The sequence below is a fragment of the Allobosea sp. CS1GBMeth4 genome (genome assembly GCF_900185715.1).
Taxonomy (GTDB): Bacteria; Pseudomonadota; Alphaproteobacteria; order Rhizobiales; family Beijerinckiaceae; genus Allobosea.
This window is the reverse complement of sequence record NZ_FYAS01000011.1, coordinates 98,571-122,147: the sequence shown is the minus strand read 5'-3', so window position 1 is coordinate 122,147 and position 23,577 is coordinate 98,571. Positions and strand designations below refer to the sequence as shown.

Genomic DNA, 23,577 nt, shown 5'->3' with positions numbered 1-23,577 from the left:
CGGCGGCGCCGGATGTCAGCCCCGGCCGAGGCCCGCATCGAAGTCGCCCTCGCCTCACGCTCACCCGTTCCGCCGGAGCCTCCTTTCATGAGCGATACGGTCGTCACGCGCTTCGCGCCGTCGCCAACCGGATTCCTGCATATCGGCGGTGCCCGCACCGCGCTGTTCAACTGGCTCTATGCCCGTCGCCATGGCGGCAAGATGCTGCTGCGCATCGAGGACACCGACCGCGAACGCTCGACCGAGTCCGCCATCGCCGCGATCCTGGACGGCCTGTCCTGGCTCGGCCTCGATTGGGACGGGCAGACCGTCTATCAGTTCCAGCGCGCCGCGCGCCATCGCGAGGTGGCCGAGCAGATGCTCGCCGCCGGCAAGGCCTATTACTGCTATGCGACGCCGCAGGAGCTCGAGGAGATGCGCGAGAAAGCGCGCGCCGAGGGCAAGCCGCTGCGTTATGACGGGCGCTGGCGCGACCGCGATCCGGCGACCGCACCGGAAGGCGTCAAGCCGGTGATCCGCCTCAAGGCCGAGCAGACCGGCGAGACCGTGGTCGAGGACGAGGTCCAGGGCCGTGTCGTCTGGCAGAACGAGAACCTCGACGATCTCGTGCTGCTGCGCTCCGACGGCAACCCGACCTACATGCTCGCCGTGGTCGTCGACGATCACGACATGGGCGTCACGCACATCATCCGCGGCGACGACCACCTGACCAATGCCGCCCGCCAGACGCAGATCTACCAGGCGCTCGGCTGGACGGTGCCGAGCATGTCGCATATTCCGCTGATCCACGGGCCGGACGGCGCCAAATTGTCGAAGCGGCATGGCGCGCTCGGCGTCGATGCCTATCGCTCGATGGGCTATCTGCCGGTCGCGCTGCGCAACTATCTGTTGCGCCTCGGCTGGAGCCATGGCGACCAGGAGATCTTCTCGACCGAGGAGATGGTCTCGCTGTTCAACCTGTCCTCGATCGGCCGTTCGCCGGCCCGCTTCGACTACGCCAAGCTCGAGAACCTCAACGGCCTCTATATGCGCCAGTCGGAGGATCACGAATTGATGACCGCGCTGAAGGCGATCTGGCCGGAGATCGGCCCGGCGCGCGGGATCGGCGCAGAGCCGTCTCCGGAGCTGGAGGCGAAGCTGATGGCGGCAATGCCGGGTCTGAAGGAGCGTGCCAAGACGCTGATCGAGCTCATCGACAGCGCCTCCTATCTCTATGCCACGCGCCCGCTGGCTCTCGAGCCGAAGGCAGCGGCTCTGCTCGACGACGCGGCCCGCCAGCGCCTGCCGAAACTGGCGGAGAAGCTCTCGGCGGTGTCGGATTGGGCGCCGCCGCCACTGGAGAGCGCGATCCGCGACTTCGCCGAGGAGAGCGGCGTCAAGCTCGGCCAGGTGGCGCAGCCCCTGCGCGCGGCACTGACCGGCAAGACCACCTCGCCCGGCCTGTTCGACGTGATGGCCGTGCTCGGCCGCGAGGAGGTGCTGGCGCGCCTCGCCGATGCGGCCTGAGGCGTCGGAAAGGCTAATGACCGCTCGGTTGAACGCCTCGCGGAATTGGTCTAGCAACGCGCTGCGGCCCGGCGACCACCCCTGCCGGGCCGGCACAAAAAATGCTTCAAAATCAGTCTGATGAACCTTTCCCGCCTGCCGACCTCGGACCTTCCCGTCATGGAGCCGTCATCGTGGGAGTTTCGGATGACGCCCGAATGCGAAAAGCGGCCGGCGTTTCCGTCCGACCGGGACATGACTGAAGAACGAGCCTGAAAGGATCGGATCCATGAGCGGAAACACCAGCCAGCTGACCGTCGAGGGCAAGTCCGTCGACATGCCGGTCAAAGCGGGTTCGATCGGGCCGTCGGTCATCGACATCGGCAAGCTCTATGCCCAGACCGGGATGTTCACCTACGATCCCGGCTTCACCTCGACGGCGAGCTGCGAGTCGCAGATCACCTATATCGACGGCGACGAGGGCGTCCTGCTCTATCGCGGCTACCCGATCGAGCAGCTCGCCGAGCATGGCGACTTCCTCGAGACCTGCTATCTGCTGCTCTACGGCGAACTGCCGACCGCCGCGCAGAAGGCGGATTTCGACTATCGCGTGACGCGCCACACCATGGTGCACGAGCAGATGGCCCGCTTCTTCCAGGGCTTCCGCCGCGATGCGCATCCGATGGCGGTCCTGGTCGCCTCGGTCGGCGCCATGTCGGCCTTCTATCATGACTCGACCGACATCTCGGACCCGCAGCAGCGCATGATCGCCTCGATGCGGATGATCGCGAAGATGCCGACGCTGGCGGCGATGGCCTACAAGTACACGATCGGCCAGCCCTTCGTGTATCCGCTGAACTCGCTCGACTACACCTCGAACTTCCTGCGCATGTGCTTCGCCGTGCCGGCCGAGGACTACAAGGTCAATCCGGTGCTGTCGCGCGCGCTCGACCGCATCTTCATCCTGCACGCCGACCATGAGCAGAATGCCTCGACCTCGACGGTCAGGCTCGCCGGCTCCTCCGGCGCCAACCCCTTCGCCTGCATCGCCGCCGGCGTCGCCTGCCTGTGGGGCCCAGCCCATGGCGGCGCCAACGAGGCGGCCCTGAAGATGCTCGAGGAGATCGGCAGCGTCGACAACATCCCGAAATACATCGCCAAGGCCAAGGACAAGAACGATCCGTTCCGCCTGATGGGCTTCGGCCACCGGGTCTACAAGAACTACGACCCGCGCGCCAAGATCATGCAGAAGACCACGCATGAGGTTCTGGCCGAGCTCGGCATCAAGGACGATCCGCTGCTCGACGTCGCGATCGAGCTCGAGCGCATCGCCCTGCACGACGAGTACTTTATCGAGAAGAAGCTCTATCCGAACATCGATTTCTATTCGGGCATCACCCTGAAGGCGATGGGCTTCCCGACCTCGATGTTCACGGCGCTGTTCGCCCTGGCGCGCAGCATCGGCTGGATCGCGCAGTGGAAGGAGATGATCGAGGATCCGTCCCAGCGCATCGGCCGCCCGCGCCAGCTCTACACTGGCGCTCCCCGGCGCGACTACACTCCGATCGGCCGCCGCTGACGCAATCCGATCCCGACCAATGAAGGCCGCGACGCCCCGTCGCGGCCTTCATTGTTTCGCGGGATTGATGCATTCCGCGCGCATGACGCGTCGGATCGACGCGCTACTGTGCCGACCCCGAAACAGAGGTTCGCATTCATGTCGAAAGCCGAAGGTCTCAGCCGCCGCGGTTTCCTGGCCGGCGCATCCGCCCTGCCCCTCGCCGGAGCGGCCGGTTCCGCCCTTGCGCAGGCGCAGTTCCCGACGCGGCCGATCTCGCTGATCGTGCCCTTCGCCGCCGGCGGATCGACCGACATCGTCGCCCGCCTCGTCGGCCAGAAGATGGGCGAGTTGCTCGGCCAGTCGATCGTGATCGACAACCGCGCCGGCGCCGGCGGCAATATCGGCTCGACCGCGGTGGCCCGCGCCCAGCCCGACGGCTACACCCTGCTGCTCGGCACGATCTCGACCCATGCGCTCAACCCGGCGATCCTGAAGACCGTGACCTTCGATGCCGTCAAGGACTTCACGCCGATCTCGCTGCTGGCGGTGGTGCCCAACGTCATGGTCGTGCATCCGAGCTTCCCGGCCAAGACCGTGCCGGAGGTGCTGAAGCTGCTGAAGGACAATCCGGGCAAGTACTCCTACGCCTCGTCCGGCGTCGGGACGCCGCTGCATCTCTCCGGCGAGCTGTTCAAGTCGCTCGGCGGCGTGAGCATGAATCATGTGCCTTATCGTGGCGCCGGGCCGGCGCTGAACGATGTCGTTTCCGGCGCCGTCCCGATCATGTTCGACAATCTGCCCTCCTCGGCGCAGTTCATCCGCAGCGGCCAGTTGCGCGCCATCGGCGTCACCACCAGGGACCGCGTCCCCTCCTTCCCGGACCTGCCGACCATCGCCGAGGGCGGCCTCGCGGGCTACGAGACCTATACCTGGAACGCGCTGTTCGGACCGGCCAAGCTGCCGCGTCCGATCGTCGACAGGCTCAACGCCGCCGCGAACGACTCGCTCAAGGACGCCCATGTGAAGCAGCGTCTGGAGGATGTCAGCGCGGTGATCGTCGGCTCGACGCCGGAAGCGCTCGGCGAGCACGTCAAGGCCGAGCTGGCAAAATGGGCGCCGATCGCCAAGGCCTCGGGCGCGGTCGTCGAGTAGCCGGGTCTCAACCGCCCCGGTCCGGCACGAGGGCGAGCGCCGCGGCGACGGCGTTCGCCGCCGGGCTCGGGCCGGCACTGCGCATGCTCTGCTCGACCCTGGCGAAGCCGTCGAGCTGGCGCTCGCGGGCCGGGCCGCCGGAGATGGCGGCCAGGACCGCATCGGCCAGGGCCCGCGGCGAGGCCTCGTCCTGGATGAATTCCGGCACCACGTTCTCGCCGATGATCAGATTGGGCAGGATCACGCTCGGCAGCTTGACGAGACGCCGCGCCAGCGCCGCCTCCCAGGCGGCGCCGCGATAGGCCGCGACCGTCGGCACCTGCGCCAACGCCAGTTCGAGCGTCACGGTTCCCGATGCCGCCAGCGCCGCCCTCGCCTCGCGGAACGCCGCCAGCTTCGCCGCCTCGCTGGTCACGATCTCCGGCTTGACGCGCCAGTCGGCGGCGAGCTGCGTGATCGCCTCCACCAGGCGCGGCACGGCCGGCAGCACGAAGCGCGCTCCCGGCAGCCGTTCGGCGACCAGTGCGACAGCCTCGCCGAAGGGCGGCAGCAGATGCCGGATCTCGGAGCGCCGGCTGCCGGGCAGGATCAGGATCGTCGGGGATTGCGTGTCGTTCCGCCGGGCCGTCTCCGCCGGGCCGGGCCGGTAGGCGTCGAGCCGTTCGATCAGTGGATGGCCGACATAGACCGTCTGCGGCCCGCCGAGCCGCTCCAGCGCAGCCGGCTCGAAGGGCAGCAGCGCCAGGATCCGGTCGACATGGGGCTTCATCCGCCGGGCCCGCCCCTGCCGCCAGGCCCAGACGCTCGGGCAGACCCAGTGCGCGATCGGCACATGGGGCGACAACCGCCGGACTTTCTTCGCGACGCGCAGGCTGAAGTCGGGCGAGTCGATGGTGAGCAGCAGGTCCGGCGCGAAGGCGGCAGCGGCACGGGCCGCGTCCGACATCCGGCGCAGCAGCAGCGGCAGGCGCGCGACGACGGGGCCGAAGCCCATGACGGCGATGTCCTCCTGCGGGAAGACGCTGTGGAGTCCCTCGGCGATCAGCGCCTCGCCGCCGACGCCCGACAATTCGAGCGGGCGAGCGCCCAGAACCTCGCGCAGCCGCGCCACGAAGCGTGCCCCGAGCGCATCGCCCGATGCTTCGCCCGCGACGATGAAGAGCCTGAACGGCCGGGTCACGCCACGCCCTCGACGAACAGGCCGGAAGCGTCGGCCAGCGTCGCCAGCCTGGCCCGGTCGCCGACCAGAACACTGCCGGCCCTGACCGCGATCCCGGCGAGCCCGGCCGCCGCCGCGCGCGTCACCGTGTCCGGGCCGATCGCCGGCATGTCGACCCTGAGATCCTGTCCGAGCTTCGGCGCCTTGACCAGCACGCCGTCGCCCTTGCCGAGCTTGAGGCGCCCGGCCTCGACGAGAGCGCCGATCCGCTCGATCATCGCATCGGTGCCTTCGGCCGCCTCGACGGCGACGATGCGATGGTCGGCGACGATCGCCGCCTGCCCGATATCGAAGGGCGAGAGCGCCGCCAGCAGCTCGAAGCCAGTCGCGATCGCCGCTCGCGCGCCGGCGGTCGGCCTGTGGCGCCCGAGCGCTCCGGCGGGCGCGACGAGATCGGGAGCGAGGTCGGCCGGCCCGAGCACGCGCAGCCCCTGGCCTTCGAAGAAGCTGACGACGCCGCGCAGCAGATGGTCGTCCCCCCCCTGGAAGGCGCGGGCGAAATGCGGCAGGTATTTCAGCGTCGACAATTCCGGCGCCAGCGCGCCGAAGCTCGGCCGCGGCAGCCCGCCGATCATGACGATCTCGCCGATTCCGCGACGCTTGATCTCGTCCAGAAACCGCCCGAGCTGCCCGAGCCGGTACTCCGCGACATCGTAGGCGGCATAGTCCGACGGATCGGCCGCGCCGGCGAGCGCCGCGACATAGACCTCCGCCCCCTGCGCCAGCGCTGCTTCGACGACGCGCAGCGGGTATTCTCCTCGGCCCGCCACGACGGCGAGCCGGCGGTGGCCGCGCGGGGCCGCCGTGTCGGCCGGGCCGTTCACCGTTCCGGAGAGGTCACGTCGTGCGGCACGCAGATGCCGCGGTCGCCGCCGGCGCGGATGAAGTCCAGGATCTCGTGGATCAGCGGATGCTCCGCGAATTCTCCGGCGACATCCTCGACGCGCTCGGCGAGGGTGCCCTCATCCGCGAAGAGCAGGCGGTAGGCGCGGCGCAGTTCGTGGATCTGCTCGCGCGAGAAGCCGCGCCGCTTGAGCCCGACAAGGTTGAGACCCGCCAGATGGGCGGGGTTGTCCCGCACCATGCCGAACGGAATGACGTCGAGCATCACGCCCGCGCCGCCGCCGATGAAGGCATGGTCGCCGATGCGCACAAACTGATGCAGGCCAGTCCCGCCGCTGACGATGACGAAATCCCCGACCGTGACGTGGCCCGCGCACATCACATTGTTGGAGAAGATCACGCTCTGGCCGATCACGCTGTCATGGCCGACATGCGAGTTGGCGAGGAACAGACCGCGATCGCCGATGACGGTCTTCATGCCGCCGCCCTCGGTACCCGGATTCATCGTCACGCCTTCGCGGATCACGCAATCGGCGCCGATCGTCAGCGTCGATGGCTCGCCCTTGTATTTCAGGTCCTGCGGCGGATGCCCGATCGAGGCGAAGGGATAGATCCTGGTGCGCGGACCGATCGTGGTGCGGCCGGCGACGGCGACATGGCTGATCAGCTCGACGCCGTCGCCGAGCGCGACATCGGGGCCGACCGTGCAGAACGGGCCGATCTTGACGCCCGCTCCGAGCCGCGCGGCCGGATCGACGATCGCCATCGGATGGATCGAGGTGCTCATGGCGGAATCCTGCGTCTGGCCTGGAACGGGAGCGTGCATGCCGATTGCGCCGCTCACACGACCATCGCCGAGAGCTCGGCCTCGGCGACGAGGACGCCGTCGACCTTGGCTTCGCCCCGGTAGAACCAGATATTGCGCTTGTGCGCCACCTTGGTCAGGTGGAAGCGCAGCGTGTCGCCTGGGCCGACCGGCTTGCGGAACTTGGCCTTGTCGATGGTGGTGAACAGCACGGTGGAGACGGCGAGCTCGTCGCTGCCACGCGCATTGACGACGAGCACGCCCGCCGTCTGCGCCATCGCCTCGATCATCAGCACGCCCGGGAAGACCGGCCGGCCGGGGAAATGCCCGGTGAACTGCGGCTCGTTGAAGGTGACGTTCTTGATGCCGACGCCTGAGGCATCTCCGTCGATCTCGACGACCTTGTCGACCAGCAGGAACGGATAACGATGCGGGATGCAGGCCATGATCTTCTGGATATCGGCCACGCCGAGCGCTTTGGTCGCATCCGTCATCGTGTCTCGTCTCCTCGAACGCCCCGCAGCCCGCGCCGGCGCACGCCATCTGTCGCGCAAAGCTGCTTTTGCCGGAAGCCGGCCTGAGATCAAGCGTTTTCGCCGCCGCCCGGGCCCTTGCCGCGCTTGGCAACCAGCTGCTTGAGCAGGGCGGCCTCGCGCGCCCAGCTCAGCGCCGGCTGGGCCGGATAGCCGCCATAGCGCGCGCCGCGCGGGATATCGCCGGCGACGCCGCTCTGGGCCGCGACCTGCGCGCCCATCCCGACCGTCAGATGCCCCGCCAGGCCGACCTGCCCGCCGAGCACGGCGAAATCCTCGAGCGTGCTCGAACCGGCCATACCGACCTGGGCGCAGATCACGCAATGGCGGCCGACGACGCAATTGTGGCCGATCTGGACGAGATTATCGATCTTGCTGCCTTCGCCGATCACGGTGTCGCGGCTGGCGCCGCGATCGATCGTCGTGTTGGCGCCGATCTCGACATCATCCTGGATGATGACGCGCCCGACCTGCGGCACCTTCATGTGCCCCTTCGGCCCCATGGCGAAGCCGAAGCCGTCCTGGCCGATCCGCACGCCCGGATGGATGATGACGCGGTTGCCGATCAGCGCCGCCTGCAGCGTCGCGCCGGCGCCGACCGCGCATTGCCGGCCGATCCGGACCTGCGGCCCGATCACCGCATGCGGGCCGATCACCGTGCCGGCCCCGATCTCGGCGCCGGGGCCGATCACCGCGCCGGGGTCGACGGTCACGTCGGCCTCGAGCCGCGCCGTCGCATGCACGAAGGCCCCCGGGGCGACCCCGGCCGAGCCGAACATCGAGCCCGGCCGCAGCGCCCCCGGGTGAAAGACCGAGAGCAGCTTGGCGAAGGCATGATAGGGCGCCGGCGTGACCAGGGCGGCCGTTCCGGCCGGAACGCGCTCGGCGAAACGCGGCGAGACGAAGCAGAGCCCGGCCGCGGTCCCGGTCAGCGCCGCGACATATTTCGGGTTGTCCATATAGGCGGCGTCGCTGCCGCCGGCCGTCTCGAGCGGCGCCACGCCCTCGACCCGGCGCTCCGGGTCGACGCCGTCCGGCAAGCTGGTGCCCGACAAGGAAGCGACCTCGCTGAAGGACAGCGAGGTCGCGATCGGAAAGAAACTGGGATCTGCCATAAGATGATCCGTTGCGGGGCGCGTCCGCGCCCCGCCGGTCAGAAGCGGGCGCCGCCCGAGAAGCGGAAGGCCTGCGTGCGGTCGCCGCCGAACTTGCCGGTGATGGTCTGCCCATTGGGAAGAACGGCGGTGCCGATCTGGCCGTCATCCTTCGACAGGGCGTAGGCATAGTCGAAGCGGATCGGGCCGAGCGGCGACTGCCACAGCAAGCTCACGCCGACCGAGGAACGGATGACGTTCTTGTCGCGCACGCAGGCCACGTTGCTCTGATAGCCCGAGACGATCGCGACGTTGAACTGACGCGCTTCCGTGCCCGCCGGGCAGCTGCCGAAATTGCCGTTGGTGATCACCTTCGAGCCGCCGTCATAGTTGAACAGCGTGCCGGCATCGGCGAAGACCGCGCCCTTCAGGCCGAGATCGCGCGGCAGACCGAAGATCGGGAACTGCACTTCGAGCGAACCGCCGAAATAGGTGGTGCCGCCCAGCGCGTTGCCGGTCGGGTCGTTGAGCACGTCGCGCGGGCCGATGCCGGAGGGCGCGAAGCCACGCACCAGGGTCGGGCCGAGGAAGTAGTGGTCGATCATGCGCAGATCGCCACCGCCGGTCGCCTGCACGTGACCGGCCTGGACGCGGGCGATACCGACGAAATCCTCGAGGAATTCGCGATAGTAGCGCGCATCGGCGCTGACGCGCAGGAACTTCGAATCGCCGCCGACGCCCGCGAACTCCGGCTTGATCTCGGCGACGAAGCCGTTGCGCGGGTTCTGATAGTTGTCGAGCGAGTTGTAGTTGAAGTTCAGGCCGACCAGCGAGGTCAGGGTGGTGCCCCGTGCCTCCTTGACCGCGACCGACGCCTCGCCGTTCGTCAGGCAGTTGAAAGCCGTCGTCGCCGTCGAGGCGCCCGCCGTGCCGGGCGTGATGCCGTCGATTGGGAAGCTGCAATCGTTGTAGGGCTTCGAATAGGTGTTCGGGATCTTGATCTCGGTCGAGTAGATCGAGTAGCGCGGCGTGATCGAGAACTCCTCCGTGATCGGGAAGGAGAACCTGACCTGGCCGCCGGTCACCCGGCTCTCGAAATAGCCGATGTTCTGGTTGTCGTTGAACTTCGAGAACAGGTCGAAGCCCGCCGCGATGCGATGGCCGAGGAAGTAGGGCTCGGTGAACGAGAAGTCGATGCCCTGGGTGCGCTGGCCCATCGTGCCGGCGATGCGGACATACTGGCCGCGGCCGAGGAAGTTCGATTCCGACAGCGAGACCTCGCCGATCACGCCGTCCGAGGTCGAGTAGCCGCCGGCGATCGAGAACGAGCCGGTCGGCTTGTCCTCGACATCGATGTTGACGACCACGCGGTCGGGCGCGCTGCCCGGCTCGTTGGTGATGCGGACCTTGTTGAAGAAGCCGAGATTGTTCAGGCGGCGCTCGGCGCGGTCGATGAAGACCTTGTTGTAGGCGTCGCCCTCGCCGAGATCGAGCTCGCGGCGAACGACATAGTCGCGGGTGCGGGTGTTGCCGCGCACATTGATGCGCTCGACATAGACCCGCGGCCCTTCCTCGACCACATAGGTGATGCCGATCTGGCGGCCGGCCGCGTCGCGCTCGCCGCGCGGGCGGACCTGCGCGAAGGCGTAGCCGCGCTTGGCGACCTCGGTGGTCAGGGTGACCAGCGAGCGCTCGACCGCCTCGGCATTGTAGGTGTCGCCGGCGGAGGTGTTGACGAGCGACTCCAGCACGGCGGGATCGACGTCGCGCAGGCGGGAATCGACCGCGACGTTGCCGACCTTGTACTGCGGGCCTTCATCGACGGCGACGTCGATGACCCAGCCGCCGGCGGCGTCGTCGAAGCGGGCATCGCTCGAGACGATCCGGAAATCCGCATAGCCGTTCTTCAGGTAGTAGCGGCGAATCAGCTCGAGGTCGGAATTGATCCGGTCCGGATCATAGACGTCGGAGGTCTTGATCCAGCTCATGAAGTTCGACTCGGTCGACGTCATCAGCCCGCGCAGGCGCGAGGAGGAGAAGGCGCCGTTGCCGGTGAAGTTGATCGACTTGATGCCGGTCTTGCCGCTCTCCTGGATGGTGAAGACCACGTCGGAGCGGCCGTTCGGCAGCGGCTGGATGCGGCCGCTGACCTGCGCCAGGCCGTAGCCGGCGCGACGATAGACGTCCTTCAGGCGCTCGACGTCGGCATCGATCAGCTGCTGGCTCAGCGGACCGCGGGCCTTGGACTGGACCTGGCCGAGCAGGACGTCGCTCTTCAGGCGGCGATTGCCCTCGAAGGCGACGCGGTTGATCGTGTCGTTCTCCTGGACGGAGACGACGGTCTGCGCGCCGCGGCGGCTGACCTGGACGTTCGAGAACAGGCCGGTCGCCATGAGATTCTGGCGAATCTCCTGCGGGCTCCCGGACCCCTGCCCCGTCACATAGGAGCGGATCGTCTCCGCATCGACACGACGGTTGCCTTGGACAATCACGGACTGCGCGAACACCACGCCACCGCTGACGGCCACCATGACGGCCGCAAGTCCGACTGATCGAGAGAGCCGCATGCGCAAGGACCGGCTCTGAAGCGTCGACGTCATCGGGTCGCCTATTCCATTCTTTGGGTCACCACCCCGCAAGCGGGGAACCCCGCTACGGGCGAGGCTCGGCGACATTGAAAGACCAATCGCTTCTACAAAGTTTCCCGCAGGGTGCAAACCGCCATTGTCGTTAACAAAAGATTTTTGCGGCGGTCGTTGCCCGGAGGTCACGCGCACCGGCCGGAAAGCCGGCGCGAACTGGCGACAAGAGCCACAAAAAGCCACAATCCGCAGCCGTGGGGCAGCTTTAGCGGCGGAACTTGTCAGCCTGGTGCAAGCTTGCTTGCAGCGGCCGGCGCGGCATCACAGCAGCGAGCGGACATGCACCAGGTCGTTCCAGGTCACGAACAGCATCAGCATCAGCACCAGGCCCAGCCCGACCCGGAAACCGATCTCCTGCGCGCGTTCGCTTAACGGTTTTCCGCGCAGCGCCTCGATCGCATAGAACAGCAGGTGGCCGCCGTCGAGCATCGGCACCGGGAACAGGTTCATCAGCCCGATCGACACCGACAGCAGCGCCGCCAGGTTGATCAGCGCGAGCAGGCCGCCGCTCGACGCGACCATGCCGGAGACCTGGGCGATGCGGATCGGCCCGGAGAGCTGGTCGGTCGATTCCTTACCTTTGATCAGCTTGGCGATGTAGTCATAGGTCCGCTCGACCACGAACCAGGTCTCGCTCATGCCGAGCACGACCGACTGGCCGAGGCTGAAATGCTGCGTCGTCCAGTCTTCGGGCTTGGCCGAGGCCTGCACGCCGATGATGCCGAGCCGCTGCTTGCCGAGCGGCGACGAGGTCTCGACCAGATCCGGCGTCACCGGCAGGACGAGCGTCTGGCCGGCCCGCTCGACCGTCACCGGGACGGTCTCGCCGGGACGGATCGAGATCGCCCGCTGCAGGTCGCTGAAGCTCTTGATCTCGCGACCGTCGACCATGCGGACGAGATCGCCAGATTGCAGCCCGGCGCGCGCCGCCGCTCCGCCCACCGTGACGCTGTCGACGCGCGGCGCCAGCGTCGGCTTGCCGAGGAAATAGGCCGTCGCGCCGAAGATCACGATGGCGAGCAGGAAGTTCGCGATCGGGCCGGCGGCGACGATGGCCGCCCGCTTGCCGATCGACTGGGCCGGGAACGAGCGCTCGCGCTCCTCCCGGCTCATGCCGACGAGCGCGTCGCCATCGGGCGTGCCGGCCGCATCCGCGTCGCCCGAGAACTTCACGTAGCCGCCGAGCGGAATCATCGCGAAACGCCAGCGCGTGCCGTGCCGGTCGTTGAAGCCGAACAGCTCGCGGCCGAAGCCGATCGAGAACGTCTTCACATCGACGCCGCACCAGCGCCCGACCAGGAAATGGCCGAGCTCGTGCACGAAGACGACGAGCGTCAGCACGAACAGGAAGGGCAGCAGATAGCCCGGCAGGAAGCTCGCCGCGTGCCAGGCCGATCCGACGATGTCCATAAAACTCTCCCGACTTCAGTCACTAAGTGACAGTGAAGCGCCCCTGCGACAAGAGCATGCGGGCCCGCCTTCTCGCATCGTGGTCAATGGCGAGCGCCTCCGCCACGTCGGCGGGCGCCGGCAGCGGCGCGCTCGCCGCCTGCGCTGAAACCGCCTCGACCAGCGCGGGAATCGCCGAGAATCCGATCCGTCGAGCCAGGAAGGCTTCGACCGCCACTTCGTTGGCGGCATTCAGCACCGCCGGCGCGGCGCCGCCTTCGGCCAGCGCGGCGATGGCCAGGCCCAGCGCCGGGAACCGGGCGAGGTCCGGCCGCTCGAAGGCGAGCGGACCTGCGCCGACGAGATCGAGGAAACGGTTCGCCGGCGCGTCGAGCCGGCCGTCGATGCCGAGGCAGTGGGCGGCAGCCACGCGCATGTCCGGCACCGCCATCCCGGCGCTGACCGATCCGTCCCGGAAGGTGACGAGGCCGTGCACGATCTGCTGTGGATGGACCAGGACGTCGAGCTGCTCGGGGCCCAGCCCGAACAGGAAGGCGGCCTCGATCAGCTCGAGCCCCTTGTTCATCATGCTGGCCGAATCGATCGTGATCTTGGCGCCCATCGCGTAGTTCGGATGGGCCAGCGCCTGCTCCGGCGTGGCGCTGGCGATCCGCTCGGCCGGCCAGGTTCGGAACGGACCGCCCGAGGCGGTCAGGGTCATGCTGCGGATCGCCGAGACCGGCTCGGCGCCGAGCACCTGGAACAGGGCATTGTGCTCGGAATCGAGCGGCAGGACGCGCACGCCCGCCTCCAGCGCCCGCGCCATCACCGCGGCCCCGGCGCAGACCAGGCTCTCCTTGTTGGCGAGCGCGACGACCCGCCCGCGTCTCAGCGCGGCGAAGGTCGCCTCGAGTCCGGCCGCCCCGGAGATGGCGCTGACCACGATGTCGCTGTCGAGCGTCGCCGCCTCGAGCACCGCCTCCCGGCCGGCGCCGTGGCGGATGCCGCTGCCGGCGAGCGCGGCGGCGAGGTCCTCGCGCTGCGCCTCGTCCGCGATCGCGGCGAAGCATGCGCCGGTCTCGCGCGCGACCCGCGCCAGCCCGGCCGCATCCCGCCCGGCGACGAGCGCGGCGACCTGCAGCCGCTCCGGATTCTCGGCGATCACCGCGCGTGTCGAGCGGCCGATGGAGCCGGTGGCTCCCAGAATGGTGACGGTGCGGCGCATGGGCGGCTCAGGATCCCAGCCGCGCCAGATAAAGCAGCAGGCCGGCGAAGACCAGCACGGCCCAGTAGCCGTCGAGCCGGTCGAGGAAGCCGCCATGACCGGGAATCAGATGGCTCGAATCCTTGGTGCCGAAGCGCCGCTTGATCGACGATTCGAACAGGTCGCCGGCCTGGCTCGCGGCCGAGGCCGCCAGGGACAGCGCCAGCACGGGCCCGAGCCCGGCGGGCAGCTGCGGGAAGAACCAGGCCCAGACGGCGGTGCCGCACAAGGTCCCGGCCGCGGCGCCGCCGAGCGCGCCCGACCAGGTCTTCTTCGGGCTGATGCGCGGCAGCAGCTTGGGCCCGCCGAGCGCCCGGCCGGTGAAATAGGCGGCGATGTCGGTGAGCCAGACCACCGCGAAGGTCCAGATGATCAGCGCCAGCCCGATCCCGGGCGTGTCGCGCAGCGCCGGCGTCACCAGCGCGAAGCACAGCGCATAGGCGACGCCGCAGGCCTCGAGCCCGCGCTGGTTGGTTGTCCGCGGCATCGCGAGCGCGCCGACCAGGCCGGCGAGCGCCGCGACGCCCGCGAGCGCGACATCGCTCAGCGGCAGCAGGGCGAGCACGAGCCCGGCGAGGCCGACGCCGATTCCGCCGGCGGCGGCGTTCTTGCGGCTGACGATGGCGAGCCATTCATAGGCGACGACGCCGGCGACGGCAGTCCAGAGCAGGCGGAAGGGCCAGCCGCCGAGCAGGGTCGCACCGAGGACGACCGTGGCGAGCACCAGGGCCGAGACGACCCTCAGCCGCAGCTCGGACGCGCCCGCTCCGGCGCCGCCCTCATTCACGCGACCCCCACCTTGGCTTCGGCCGGCTGGCCGACGCCGCCATAGCGGCGGTCGCGGCGGTGGAATTCGGCCAGGGCGTCCTCGAGCGCCTTGCGGTCGAAATCGGGCCAGAGCACCGGCGTGAACACGAACTCGGCATAGGCGGCCTGCCAGAGCAGGAAATTCGAGATGCGGGTCTCGCCCGAGGTGCGGATCACCAGGTCGGGATCCGGCAGCGAGCCGGTGTCGAGATGCGAGGACAGCATTTCCTCGTCGATCGCCTCCGGAGCGATCCGGCCGGCGGCGGCCTCCCGCGCGAGCCGGCGCGTCACGCGGATGAGCTCGTCGCGCGAGCCGTAATTGAAGGCGACGACCAGGGTGAGACCGGTATTGCCCTGCGTCATCGCTTCGGCCCGCTCGACCAGCGCGCGCAGGTCCGCAGCGAGATCCTCGCGATTGCCGATGATGCGCACGCGCACGCCGGACGCGTTCAGCTCGGCGAGATCATTCTCGACGAAGCGGCGCAGCAGCCCCATCAGGAACGAGACCTCGGCCATCGGCCGCCGCCAGTTCTCGGTCGAGAAGGAATAGAGCGTCAGGACCCGGATGCCGAGATCGGCGGCATTGCGGACCGTGCGCCGCAGCGCCTCGAGCCCGCGCCGGTGCCCTTCCTGCCGCGGCAGGCCGCGCATCTGCGCCCAGCGGCCATTGCCGTCCATGATGATCGCGACATGGGCGGGAGCCGGATCGGGCGCTGCCGGGCGCGGGCCGTCTGACATACGAACTGCCTCTCCGGGACCGCAGCCCCGTTCATCATGATGGCCTGCCGACCGGAACCTCAGACGTGCAGGATTTCCTTTTCCTTGGCGGCGAGCGCCTGGTCGACCTCGCCGACATGCTTGTCCGTCGCCTTCTGGACCAGATCGGTCTGCTTGGCGACGTCGTCCTTGGGCATGTGCCCGTCCTTCTCGAGCTTCTTGATCAGGTCGATGCCGTCGCGGCGGACATGGCGGATCGCGATCTTGGCCTCCTCCGCATATTTGTGCGCGACCTTGACCATCTCCTTGCGGCGCTGCTCGTTCAGCTCGGGGATGCGGATGCGCAGCACCTGTCCCTCGGTCTGCGGGTTGAGGCCGAGATCGGATTCGCGGATCGCCTTCTCCACCGCCTGGACCATGCTGCGGTCCCAGACCTGGACCGAGAGCAGGCGCGGCTCGGGAACGCTGACGGTCGCCAGCTGGTTGAGCGGCGTGCGGGCGCCATAGGCCTCGACCTGGATCGGGTCGAGCACATTGGCCGAGGCCCGGCCGGTGCGAAGCGAGGCCAGGTCGCTCTTGAACGATTGCACGGCGCCGTCCATGCGGCGGTTCAGATCGGCGAGATCGAAAGTGGTTTGGGCCATCGTCTTCAAAACCTTGTCGAAACCGGTCGGACCGGAGCCGGAATTGCGCGCGACCATGGCGAGCGCCCGCCCCAGGGTCAAGGATTTCTGCTTCAACAGCATTTTCCCCGGCCGGTCCGCAAGGGAAATCGGCCGCCGTCCCCGCTGCATGGCAGGCAGGCTCGCCGCCGGGCTGGCCGTCCGCCCCGATGCGCCCCAGATAGGAGCCGCGGGCCGGCGCCGGCCGGGCCGCTGTCGCCGAGGAGTGACCGATGCCCCGCCTGAACCGCATCCTCGAAACCGCGCTCTATGTCGACGATCTCGACCGGGCCGCGGCCTTCTACGAGACGAAGCTCGGCCTCGCGCCGATGCTCAGGACCAGGACGCTCGTCGCCTACGATGTCGGCGGCCGCAATGTCCTGCTGCTCTTCCTGCGCGGCGCCTCGCTGGAGACACAGCTCTCGGAGACCGGCAGCATCCCGCCGCATGACGGTGCGGGTCCGCTGCACGTCGCCTTCGCCGTCGATGCGGCCGAGCTGCCCGCCTGGGAGGAGCGGCTGGCGCAGCACGGCATCCCGGTGGAGGGACGGATGAGCTGGAATCGCGGCGGCGTCAGCCTCTATTTCCGCGATCCGGACGGCCACCTGCTCGAACTGGCGACGCCCGGCCTCTGGCCGAATTTCTGATGCCGGTCAGCACTCAGGGCGTGACATAGGTCGCCCTGCCCTCGCCGCGCAGCACGGCCGCAAGCGCGCCCGTTTCCGCGATCGAGAAGACCACGATGGTCAGGCTGGCATCGCGCGCCAGGGCGAAGGCGGCGGTGTCCATCACCTTGAGGTCGCGCCTGATCGCGTCCTCGTGGGTCAGCCTGTCATAGCGGGTCGCGCTCGGATCCTTCTTCGGATCGGCCGTATAGACCCCGTCGACCTGCGTCGCCTTGAGCAGATGGCTGCAGCCGAGCTCGGCCGCGCGCAGCGCCGCGCCCGTGTCTGTGGTGAAATAGGGATTGCCGGTGCCGCCGCCGAGGATGACCACCTTGCCATGGCTGAGATGGTCGAGCGCGCGCTTGCGGGCATAGCTCTCGCAGAGCGAGGGCATCGGCACCGCCGACATGGCGCGGGCCGGCGCGCCGGCCGCCTCGATCGCATGTTCGAGGGCGAGCGCGTTCATCACCGTGCCGAGCATGCCGATCGAATCGGCCGTCGTCCGGTCGAGCCCCTTGTTGAGGCCCTGCACGCCGCGGAAGAAATTGCCGCCGCCGACGACGATGCCGATCTCGACGCCCTCGCGCGAGGCATGGGCGATGTCGGCGGCCAGCGCGGTCAGCGTCGCGCCGTCGAGGCCGTTTCCCTGAGGCCCGGCAAGGGCTTCGCCGGAGAGCTTCACGAGAACGCGTTTAGGTCTCATCGGGGCTCTCCACTGCTCGCGCCATATCGTCCGGCCCTCCGATTCGGCAGGCCGGCCCTTCCTACTTACAAAAAAGGCCGCGCAAGGCGCGGCCTTTCTGTGTCCTATCAACGGGCTTGTCAGCCGGTCGTGCCGCCGGCCGCCGCGACCTCGGCGGCGAAGTCGGTCTCTTCCTTCTCGATGCCCTCGCCGAGCGCGAAGCGGGCGAAGCCCGTGAGCTTGACCGGGCCGCCGACCTTGCCCTCGGCCTCCTTCAGCACCTGCGCGACCGACTTGGAGCCCTCGTGGATATAGGCCTGGTCGAGCAGGCAATATTCCTTGGCGTAGCTCTTCAGGCCGCTCTCGACGATCTTGGCGAGCACATGCTCCGGCTTGCCGGCGTTCTTCTCGGCCAGGATCGCCTTCTCGCGCTCCAGCACCGCCGGATCGACCGAGGCGAGATCGAGCGCCACCGGGTTGGTCGCCGCGATGTGCATGGCGAGCTGGCGGCCGAGCGTCGCGAGCTCGTCGCCCTTGCCGCTGGTCTCCAGGCCGACGATCACGCCGATCTTGCCGAGCCCGTCGGCGATCGCGCCATGGACATAGGAGCCGACCAGGCCGGACTGGACCGAGACCTGGGCGACGCGGCGCAGCGTCATGTTCTCGCCGATGGTGGCGATCGCGTTCGAGATCGCCTCCGCGACGGTGCCGCCGCCCGGATAGTGGTGGGCGGCCAGCGCCTCGACATCGCCGCCGCGCTCGAGCGCGACATCGGCGATGGTGCGGGCGAGCGCCTGGAATTCGAGGTTGCGGGCGACGAAGTCGGTCTCGGAATTGACCTCGACCGCGACGCCGCGGCCGTCACGCACGGCGACGGCGACGAGGCCCTCGGCGGCGACGCGGCCGGCCTTCTTGGCGGCCTTCGACAGGCCCTTGGCGCGCAGCCAGTCGACGGCGGCTTCCATGTTGCCGTCGGTGGCCGAGAGCGCGGCCTTGCAGTCCATCATGCCCGCGCCGGTCTTGTCGCGGAGTTCCTTCACCATGCCGGCGGTGATCGCAGCCATTTGCGTCGTCCTTGCTGTTCAGGATCATGATGGTCTTGGATCGGCTCGATCCGAAACCATCATGATCGATTCCAAAATATCGGGCGGGATCCGGACGAAGAACCGGTTCCCACGTTTCGCATCCCGCTCCTGCGGCCCCGCCCGTGAGCGTGCCGGCATGTCGAGAAGCGGAAGCCTCGATTGGCGAACGCCGACGCCCGTTTCCGGTCATCGGCGTTGCTCGGCTTCAATCAGGTATCCAAGTGCGACGCGCCGATGACGCGCCGCAATGCGTCGAAAGATCAGGCCTCGGCGAGATCGCGCGCCTGGGCGACCCAGCCCTCGCGCTCGATGCGGCCGGCGAGCTTCAGGTCGTGATCGACCTTGGTCACCTCGTCCGGGCTCATCGCGGCGAGCTGCCAGAAATGGAAGATGCCGCCGTCGTTGAGCTTCTGCACCGTCTCCGGGCCCATGCCCGAGAGCTTCATGAAGTCGTCCGGCGCGCCGCGCGGCGCGGTCAGCAGCTCGAAGGCCTGGGCCTGCCCCTCGGCGGCGACCGGCTCGGCGAGCGCGGTCTCGACGACCGGGGTCTCGGCGGCGCCGAGATCGATGCCGGCATCGCCCGAGGCGCGGGAAATGCCGTCGATGGCCGAGCGGGCGATCAGGTCGCAATAGAGCTGGATGGCGCGGCCGGCGTCGTCATTGGCCGGGACCGGGAAGGTGATGCCGTCCGGATCCGAGTTCGAATCGACGATCGCGGCGACCGGGATGCCGAGGCGCTGAGCCTCCTTGATCGCCAGCTGTTCCTTGTTGGTGTCGATCACGAAGATCATGTCCGGCGTGCCGCCCATGTCCTTGATGCCACCGAGCGCCTTCTCGAGCTTGTCGCGCTCGCGCGCCAGCATCAGGCGCTCCTTCTTGGTCAGGCCGGTGCCGCCGCCGGAGAGCAGCTCGTCGACCTTGCGCAGGCGCTGGATCGAGGCCGAGATGGTCTTCCAGTTGGTCAGCATGCCGCCGAGCCAGCGGGAGTTGACATAGTACTGGGCCGAGCGCTTGGCGGCGTCGGCGATGGCGTCCTGCGCCTGGCGCTTGGTGCCGACGAAGAGGACGCGGCCGCCGCGGGCGACGGTGTCGCTGACCGCCTGCAGGGCGCGCGACAGCATCGGCACCGACTGCGACAGGTCGAGGATGTGGATGTTGTTGCGGGTCCCGTAGATGTACGGCGACATCTTCGGGTTCCAGCGATGCGCCTGGTGGCCGAAATGGGCGCCGGCCTCGAGCAGCTGACGCATGGAGAAATCAGGCAGAGCCATGGTGTTCTTGTCCTTCCGGTTGAGCCTCTGGGGAGCGAATGAGCCCGCCATGCACTGGCCGGTCACCGGAACGCCTCGGTGTCGAGGTGATGCTCCCCATGTGGAATAGGGCGCGCCTTACACGCCATGGCGCGAGAATGCAAGGCGCAAACGCCCCGCCTCAGAGCGCGCCGGCCTCGTAGGCGACCTCATAGACCCCCGGCACGGCGCGTTCGAGTAAGGGGCGCACGCGCGCCAGATGGCTGGTGAAGCGCTCGTCGCGGGAAAAGCGCAACGCCGCCTCTTCGGATTCGAACATCGTCACGAGGACGACGTCGCGATCCTCGCGCGAACGGAACAGCCGCCCGCCGATCAGCCCCTCGACCTTGCCGCGCAGGGCATGGTGCTGGGCGAGCTGCAGCGCCATGAACTCCTCGAAGCGCTCGCGCTTCGGCGTGATGACGCTGATGTTGACGACCAGCCGATCGGGCATGCCCGGCTCCTTCGTTGCCTGTGCAGGAGCCGGGACCTGTAGGAGCTCAACCATGGTTGAGGTCAAGGCCCGTCCCGCCGGAATCTGGAAGGAACGGCCCGCGCGGATCTCATTTCGGCAGAGAGGTCGCGGCCTTCTGCAGGACCTCGCCGATCTGCTTGCAATAGGTCGCGACCGTGCCGCCCTGCGCCTTGGAGACGGTCTCGAGATCCTGGGTCACGCCCATCATCGCGATCGTACCCTTCTTGCCGGCGGTTTCCGCGGCGTCGCCCGCTTCGCTCGCCCTCTTCTCGGCCGGCACCGGAATCAGCGCCAGGACCTTGCGCTGGATCTCGACGATCTCGGGCCCGACATGGCCCTTCTCGGCACAGTAGCTCAGGAGGCCGAGCTGGTTGCGGCCAGCCTGATAGGCGGTTGCGAGCTGGTCGGCCTGGCTCTGGGCGAAAGCCGGGCCGCAGGACAGGACCGCAAAGGCGGCGAGCGCGCTGAAACGCTTGAAGGAAAGCAGCATGATAATCTTTCTCGAGTTGAATGCGTCCGAAGATGCACGCCCCGGGACCCCGCTGCCGGCATAGCCTCGCGACACATCCGCGGCAACCAGATCGGCCCGGGCGCGATCGCGACCAGGTCCGCGCCGCGGCCGGCAGAGCATCTAGCCTTCGAACGGGTGGAAGACGCGCAGGCGATGACCGTCAGGATCGATCGCGACGAAGGTGCGGCCGAAATCGAGATCGGTCGGCGCCTGCAGGATGGCAAGGCCGCGCCGCTGCCAGTCGGCATGCGTCGCATCGACCGCCTCGCCGCTGCCGACCACCATGGCGATCTCGCCGCCGCCGGCCGCCTGCGCGCCAGGTTCGACGGTATGGCGCGACCAAAGGCCGAGCCTGACGCCCGACGGCAGCGCGAACATGGCGAAGGTCGGCGATGCCTCGAGCGGCGCCTGTCCGATCAGATCGGCATAGAAGCGGGCGCTGGCCTCTGGGCTGTCGACATAGAGAATGATGAAATTGGCGTCGAGCATCGGGTCGTTCTCCGGTCTTGAGGACCCGCGCATGATCGCTGCAGATGCTGCCAATTTCCGGCAGTGTATCTCAAGGCGGCTGCGGAATTCCTTCGCGCTCGCGCCAATGCTTCAGCAGCGCCTGGCGCCGCCGCGGATAGCGGATGTCGACCAGCTCGGCCTGCGCGATGCGGTCGGCGCGGAAATGCCGGAAATCGTTGCGCAATTCGCACCAGGCGACGACGACGCGGACATGGTCGAAAAAGCCGAGCGCGAACGGCCAGACCAGCCGCTGCGTCGCGGCCGCCTTGCCGTCCTGATAGCTGAGCACCAGCTTGCGCTCCGAGCGGATCGCCTTGCGGATCAGGCCGAGATCGACGCTGGATGTGGCGACGATCCTGGCGCCGGGCCCGACCAACAGCGCCGAGGCATCGGCCTTGTCGCGCAGATCGGCCGGCAGCACGGCGACGATCTTGGCCATGGCGTTGCGCGCTGCGCCGGCGAGCCGGTCGTCGGCACGACCGGCGACCCAGCGCGAGCCGAGCACCAGCGCCTCGATCTCGTCCTCGTCGAACATCAGGGGCGGCAGCATGAAGCCGGGCTTCAGCACATAGCCGAGCCCGGGTTCGCCCTCGATCGGTGCGCCCTGCCCCTGCAGGGTCGCGATGTCGCGATAGAGCGTGCGGATGCTGACGCCGGTTTCCTCGGCCAGCCTGCGGCCGCTGACCGGCCGGCGATGCCGGCGCAGCACCTGGACGAGGTCGAGCAGTCGCTCGGAGCGTGACATCGCTCAGCCGCTCAGATCGGCGAGGCGTACCCGCCCCACGCCGAGCGCCGTCATCTCCGCCCAGGCCCGCTCGAGGGAGCCGTCGAGATCGATGGCGCGGCAGGCGTCCTCGATGACGAGGGTCTCGAAGCCGAGCCGTGCCGCGTCCTGCGCCGTCCAGCTGACGCAGAAATCGGTGGCGAGGCCGACGACGGCGACACGGCCGACGCCACGATCCCTGAGATGGCCGCCGAGCCCGGTCGGCGTGGCGCGATCGGCCTCGATGAAGCCGGAATAGCTGTCGACCTCGCGGCGGCAGCCCTTGCGGATGATCGCCTGCGCCATGGCGAGGTCGAGGCCGGGATGGAAGGCGGCGCCCCCGCTGCCCTGCACGCAATGGTCCGGCCAGAGCACCTGCGGGCCATAGGGCATGGCGACCGCCTCGAAGGCGGCGCGGCCGGGATGGCTGGAGGCGAAGGAAAGATGCCCGGCCGGGTGCCAGTCCTGCGTCAGGACGACTGTGGCGAAGCGCCGTCCGAGCTGGTTGACCAGCGCGACGATCTCGTCGCCGCCGGCGACCGGAAGGCTGCCGCCGGGGCAGAAATCGTTCTGGACGTCGACGACGATCAGCGCGGTCCTGGCGTCGATCACGGTTTTCCCCTCACCTCGAGGCACGCGTCATCCGCGTGACGCCCTTGCGGGCGGCGAAGAGGCGGCCATAGACGTCGCCGGCGAGATCGGGCCGGTAGCAGCGCTGTTCGAGCAGCGGATCCCAGATGTGCTCGACCGTGTCGATCAGCTCGAAATCGGCCTCGAGGCGCGCTTCCAGCTGCAGGCGGTTCTTGCGGTTCTGGTACTCGAGCAGCACCAGCGAGGTCTTCGACAGGTCGAGATGGTCGAGCACGTCGCCCTCCCCGCCCTCGATGTCGATCTTGACGACATCCGCCGAGGGCAGGCTCGCCGGGTCGACCACCGCGACCTCGTAGCGCTCGGCCATCGCGCCGTCGACGAAGGTATCGCCGGCATAGGAGGCGAGCCCCGACTCGCCGTCGCCGGCGAAGCGGCTGAGGAAGGTCGCCGTCGTCTGTCCGCCCGGAAACAGGGCGGCGTTGACCGTGACGATGTCGCGGCGCCGGTCGGTGTTGCGCTTCAGGAGCTCGTAGGTCCCGGGATGCGGCTCGTAGGAGGTCACCGTACTGCCCGGCCAGCGCGCCGTGGCCCAGAGCGCGAAGGAGCCGACATTCGCGCCGACATCGAGGATGTCGAGGCCGACACCGTCGAAGCCGGCTTCGTATTCGCCTTCGAGCACGTCCTTGATCGCCCAGTGCATCGCCTCGGGCACGGCAAGACTCATCGGAATGCGCGCGACATACTGCTTCATCGGCCCCCCGGAGATCGTCGTTCTCTGCGGTGGTACTCTGATGCCTCGGCGACCGGCAGCGCAAGGCCGGGCGCCGACGAGT

General features: G+C 68.6%; 24 protein-coding genes. 4 read left to right on the top strand and 20 right to left on the bottom strand.

Translation table 11 applies throughout. The features are described from left to right. Nucleotides 1–87 precede the first annotated feature (87 nt). The 3 genes from gltX to CS1GBM4_RS06265 all read left to right on the top strand — a co-directional run bounded on the left by gltX (nucleotide 88) and on the right by CS1GBM4_RS06265 (nucleotide 4,198). A complete protein-coding gene (gene gltX, locus CS1GBM4_RS06275) occupies nucleotides 88–1,506 on the top strand; it encodes a glutamate--tRNA ligase (RefSeq protein ID WP_186417839.1) in 1,419 nt (472 codons plus the stop codon). Nucleotides 1,507–1,774: 268 nt separating this feature from the next. Beyond that, nucleotides 1,775–3,064: a citrate synthase gene (gene gltA / locus CS1GBM4_RS06270; protein ID WP_186417838.1), complete on the top strand. Its 1,290-nt coding sequence runs from the start codon at nucleotides 1,775–1,777 to the stop codon at nucleotides 3,062–3,064. 138 nt (nucleotides 3,065–3,202) lie between these two features. After that, complete coding sequence (locus CS1GBM4_RS06265) at nucleotides 3,203–4,198, top strand: tripartite tricarboxylate transporter substrate binding protein (RefSeq protein ID WP_186417837.1); 996 nt, start codon at nucleotides 3,203–3,205, stop codon at nucleotides 4,196–4,198. Between the two features lie 7 nt (nucleotides 4,199–4,205). Here CS1GBM4_RS06265 and lpxB read toward each other — a convergent pair whose 3' ends face one another. The 11 genes from lpxB to frr all read right to left on the bottom strand — a co-directional run bounded on the left by lpxB (nucleotide 4,206) and on the right by frr (nucleotide 16,155). After that, nucleotides 4,206–5,378 carry a lipid-A-disaccharide synthase gene (gene lpxB / locus CS1GBM4_RS06260; RefSeq protein ID WP_186417836.1) on the bottom strand — a complete coding sequence of 391 codons (1,173 nt, stop codon included), beginning with the start codon at nucleotides 5,376–5,378 and terminating at the stop codon, nucleotides 4,206–4,208. Next, nucleotides 5,375–6,241 carry a UDP-2,3-diacylglucosamine diphosphatase LpxI gene (lpxI, locus tag CS1GBM4_RS06255; RefSeq protein ID WP_186417835.1) on the bottom strand — a complete coding sequence of 289 codons (867 nt, stop codon included), beginning with the start codon at nucleotides 6,239–6,241 and terminating at the stop codon, nucleotides 5,375–5,377. The genes lpxB and lpxI overlap by 4 nt, the downstream gene beginning before the upstream one ends. Then, nucleotides 6,238–7,047, bottom strand: a complete 810-nt coding sequence (lpxA, locus tag CS1GBM4_RS06250; RefSeq protein WP_186417834.1) for an acyl-ACP--UDP-N-acetylglucosamine O-acyltransferase — start codon at nucleotides 7,045–7,047, stop codon at nucleotides 6,238–6,240. Before lpxA ends, lpxI begins: the two co-directional genes overlap by 4 nt. A gap of 53 nt (nucleotides 7,048–7,100) precedes the next feature. Beyond that, the gene (fabZ, locus tag CS1GBM4_RS06245; protein ID WP_186417833.1) at nucleotides 7,101–7,559 is read right to left on the bottom strand and encodes a 3-hydroxyacyl-ACP dehydratase FabZ; all 459 of its coding nucleotides are present in this window, start codon (nucleotides 7,557–7,559) and stop codon (nucleotides 7,101–7,103) included. A gap of 89 nt (nucleotides 7,560–7,648) precedes the next feature. Continuing rightward, complete coding sequence (lpxD, locus tag CS1GBM4_RS06240; RefSeq protein WP_186417832.1) at nucleotides 7,649–8,713, bottom strand: UDP-3-O-(3-hydroxymyristoyl)glucosamine N-acyltransferase; 1,065 nt, start codon at nucleotides 8,711–8,713, stop codon at nucleotides 7,649–7,651. A gap of 38 nt (nucleotides 8,714–8,751) precedes the next feature. Continuing rightward, nucleotides 8,752–11,223, bottom strand: coding sequence for an outer membrane protein assembly factor BamA (gene bamA, locus CS1GBM4_RS06235; protein WP_244607081.1), 2,472 nt, complete (start codon nucleotides 11,221–11,223; stop codon nucleotides 8,752–8,754). A 372-nt stretch (nucleotides 11,224–11,595) separates the two neighbouring features. Next, entirely contained in the window at nucleotides 11,596–12,744 is a 1,149-nt protein-coding gene (rseP, locus tag CS1GBM4_RS06230) for an RIP metalloprotease RseP (RefSeq protein ID WP_186417831.1), read from the bottom strand. A 22-nt stretch (nucleotides 12,745–12,766) separates the two neighbouring features. Next, nucleotides 12,767–13,948 carry a 1-deoxy-D-xylulose-5-phosphate reductoisomerase gene (dxr, locus tag CS1GBM4_RS06225; protein WP_186417830.1) on the bottom strand — a complete coding sequence of 394 codons (1,182 nt, stop codon included), beginning with the start codon at nucleotides 13,946–13,948 and terminating at the stop codon, nucleotides 12,767–12,769. 7 nt (nucleotides 13,949–13,955) lie between these two features. After that, complete coding sequence (locus CS1GBM4_RS06220) at nucleotides 13,956–14,774, bottom strand: phosphatidate cytidylyltransferase (protein ID WP_186417829.1); 819 nt, start codon at nucleotides 14,772–14,774, stop codon at nucleotides 13,956–13,958. Continuing rightward, nucleotides 14,771–15,532, bottom strand: a complete 762-nt coding sequence (locus tag CS1GBM4_RS06215; protein WP_186417828.1) for an isoprenyl transferase — start codon at nucleotides 15,530–15,532, stop codon at nucleotides 14,771–14,773. Before CS1GBM4_RS06215 ends, CS1GBM4_RS06220 begins: the two co-directional genes overlap by 4 nt. A 59-nt stretch (nucleotides 15,533–15,591) precedes the next feature. Next, nucleotides 15,592–16,155 (bottom strand): ribosome recycling factor, encoded by a 564-nt coding sequence (gene frr / locus CS1GBM4_RS06210; protein WP_186417875.1) that lies wholly within the window; start codon nucleotides 16,153–16,155, stop codon nucleotides 15,592–15,594. Between the two features lie 251 nt (nucleotides 16,156–16,406). On the opposite strand from frr, the gene CS1GBM4_RS06205 reads away from it, so the two are divergent. Next, nucleotides 16,407–16,820 carry a VOC family protein gene (locus CS1GBM4_RS06205; protein WP_186417827.1) on the top strand — a complete coding sequence of 138 codons (414 nt, stop codon included), beginning with the start codon at nucleotides 16,407–16,409 and terminating at the stop codon, nucleotides 16,818–16,820. 13 nt (nucleotides 16,821–16,833) lie between these two features. Here CS1GBM4_RS06205 and pyrH read toward each other — a convergent pair whose 3' ends face one another. From pyrH to CS1GBM4_RS06160, 9 genes are all read right to left on the bottom strand, one after another. Beyond that, complete coding sequence (gene pyrH / locus CS1GBM4_RS06200) at nucleotides 16,834–17,541, bottom strand: UMP kinase (protein WP_186417826.1); 708 nt, start codon at nucleotides 17,539–17,541, stop codon at nucleotides 16,834–16,836. A 119-nt stretch (nucleotides 17,542–17,660) separates the two neighbouring features. Further along, nucleotides 17,661–18,584 carry a translation elongation factor Ts gene (tsf, locus tag CS1GBM4_RS06195; protein WP_186417825.1) on the bottom strand — a complete coding sequence of 308 codons (924 nt, stop codon included), beginning with the start codon at nucleotides 18,582–18,584 and terminating at the stop codon, nucleotides 17,661–17,663. A gap of 281 nt (nucleotides 18,585–18,865) precedes the next feature. Beyond that, nucleotides 18,866–19,876, bottom strand: a complete 1,011-nt coding sequence (locus CS1GBM4_RS06190; protein WP_186417824.1) for a 30S ribosomal protein S2 — start codon at nucleotides 19,874–19,876, stop codon at nucleotides 18,866–18,868. Nucleotides 19,877–20,036: 160 nt separating this feature from the next. Beyond that, the gene (locus CS1GBM4_RS06185; protein WP_186417823.1) at nucleotides 20,037–20,348 is read right to left on the bottom strand and encodes an antibiotic biosynthesis monooxygenase; all 312 of its coding nucleotides are present in this window, start codon (nucleotides 20,346–20,348) and stop codon (nucleotides 20,037–20,039) included. A 109-nt stretch (nucleotides 20,349–20,457) separates the two neighbouring features. Further along, nucleotides 20,458–20,859, bottom strand: a complete 402-nt coding sequence (locus CS1GBM4_RS06180; protein WP_186417822.1) for a pore-forming ESAT-6 family protein — start codon at nucleotides 20,857–20,859, stop codon at nucleotides 20,458–20,460. A gap of 141 nt (nucleotides 20,860–21,000) precedes the next feature. Further along, entirely contained in the window at nucleotides 21,001–21,369 is a 369-nt protein-coding gene (locus CS1GBM4_RS06175; RefSeq protein WP_186417821.1) for a VOC family protein, read from the bottom strand. A 70-nt stretch (nucleotides 21,370–21,439) separates the two neighbouring features. Next, on the bottom strand, nucleotides 21,440–22,135 hold the full coding sequence (locus CS1GBM4_RS06170; RefSeq protein ID WP_186417820.1) for a YafY family protein: 696 nt from the start codon (nucleotides 22,133–22,135) through the stop codon (nucleotides 21,440–21,442). A gap of 3 nt (nucleotides 22,136–22,138) precedes the next feature. Then, complete coding sequence (pncA, locus tag CS1GBM4_RS06165) at nucleotides 22,139–22,765, bottom strand: bifunctional nicotinamidase/pyrazinamidase (RefSeq protein ID WP_186417819.1); 627 nt, start codon at nucleotides 22,763–22,765, stop codon at nucleotides 22,139–22,141. A gap of 10 nt (nucleotides 22,766–22,775) precedes the next feature. Continuing rightward, nucleotides 22,776–23,495 (bottom strand): FkbM family methyltransferase, encoded by a 720-nt coding sequence (locus CS1GBM4_RS06160; protein ID WP_186417818.1) that lies wholly within the window; start codon nucleotides 23,493–23,495, stop codon nucleotides 22,776–22,778. Nucleotides 23,496–23,577 lie beyond the last annotated feature (82 nt).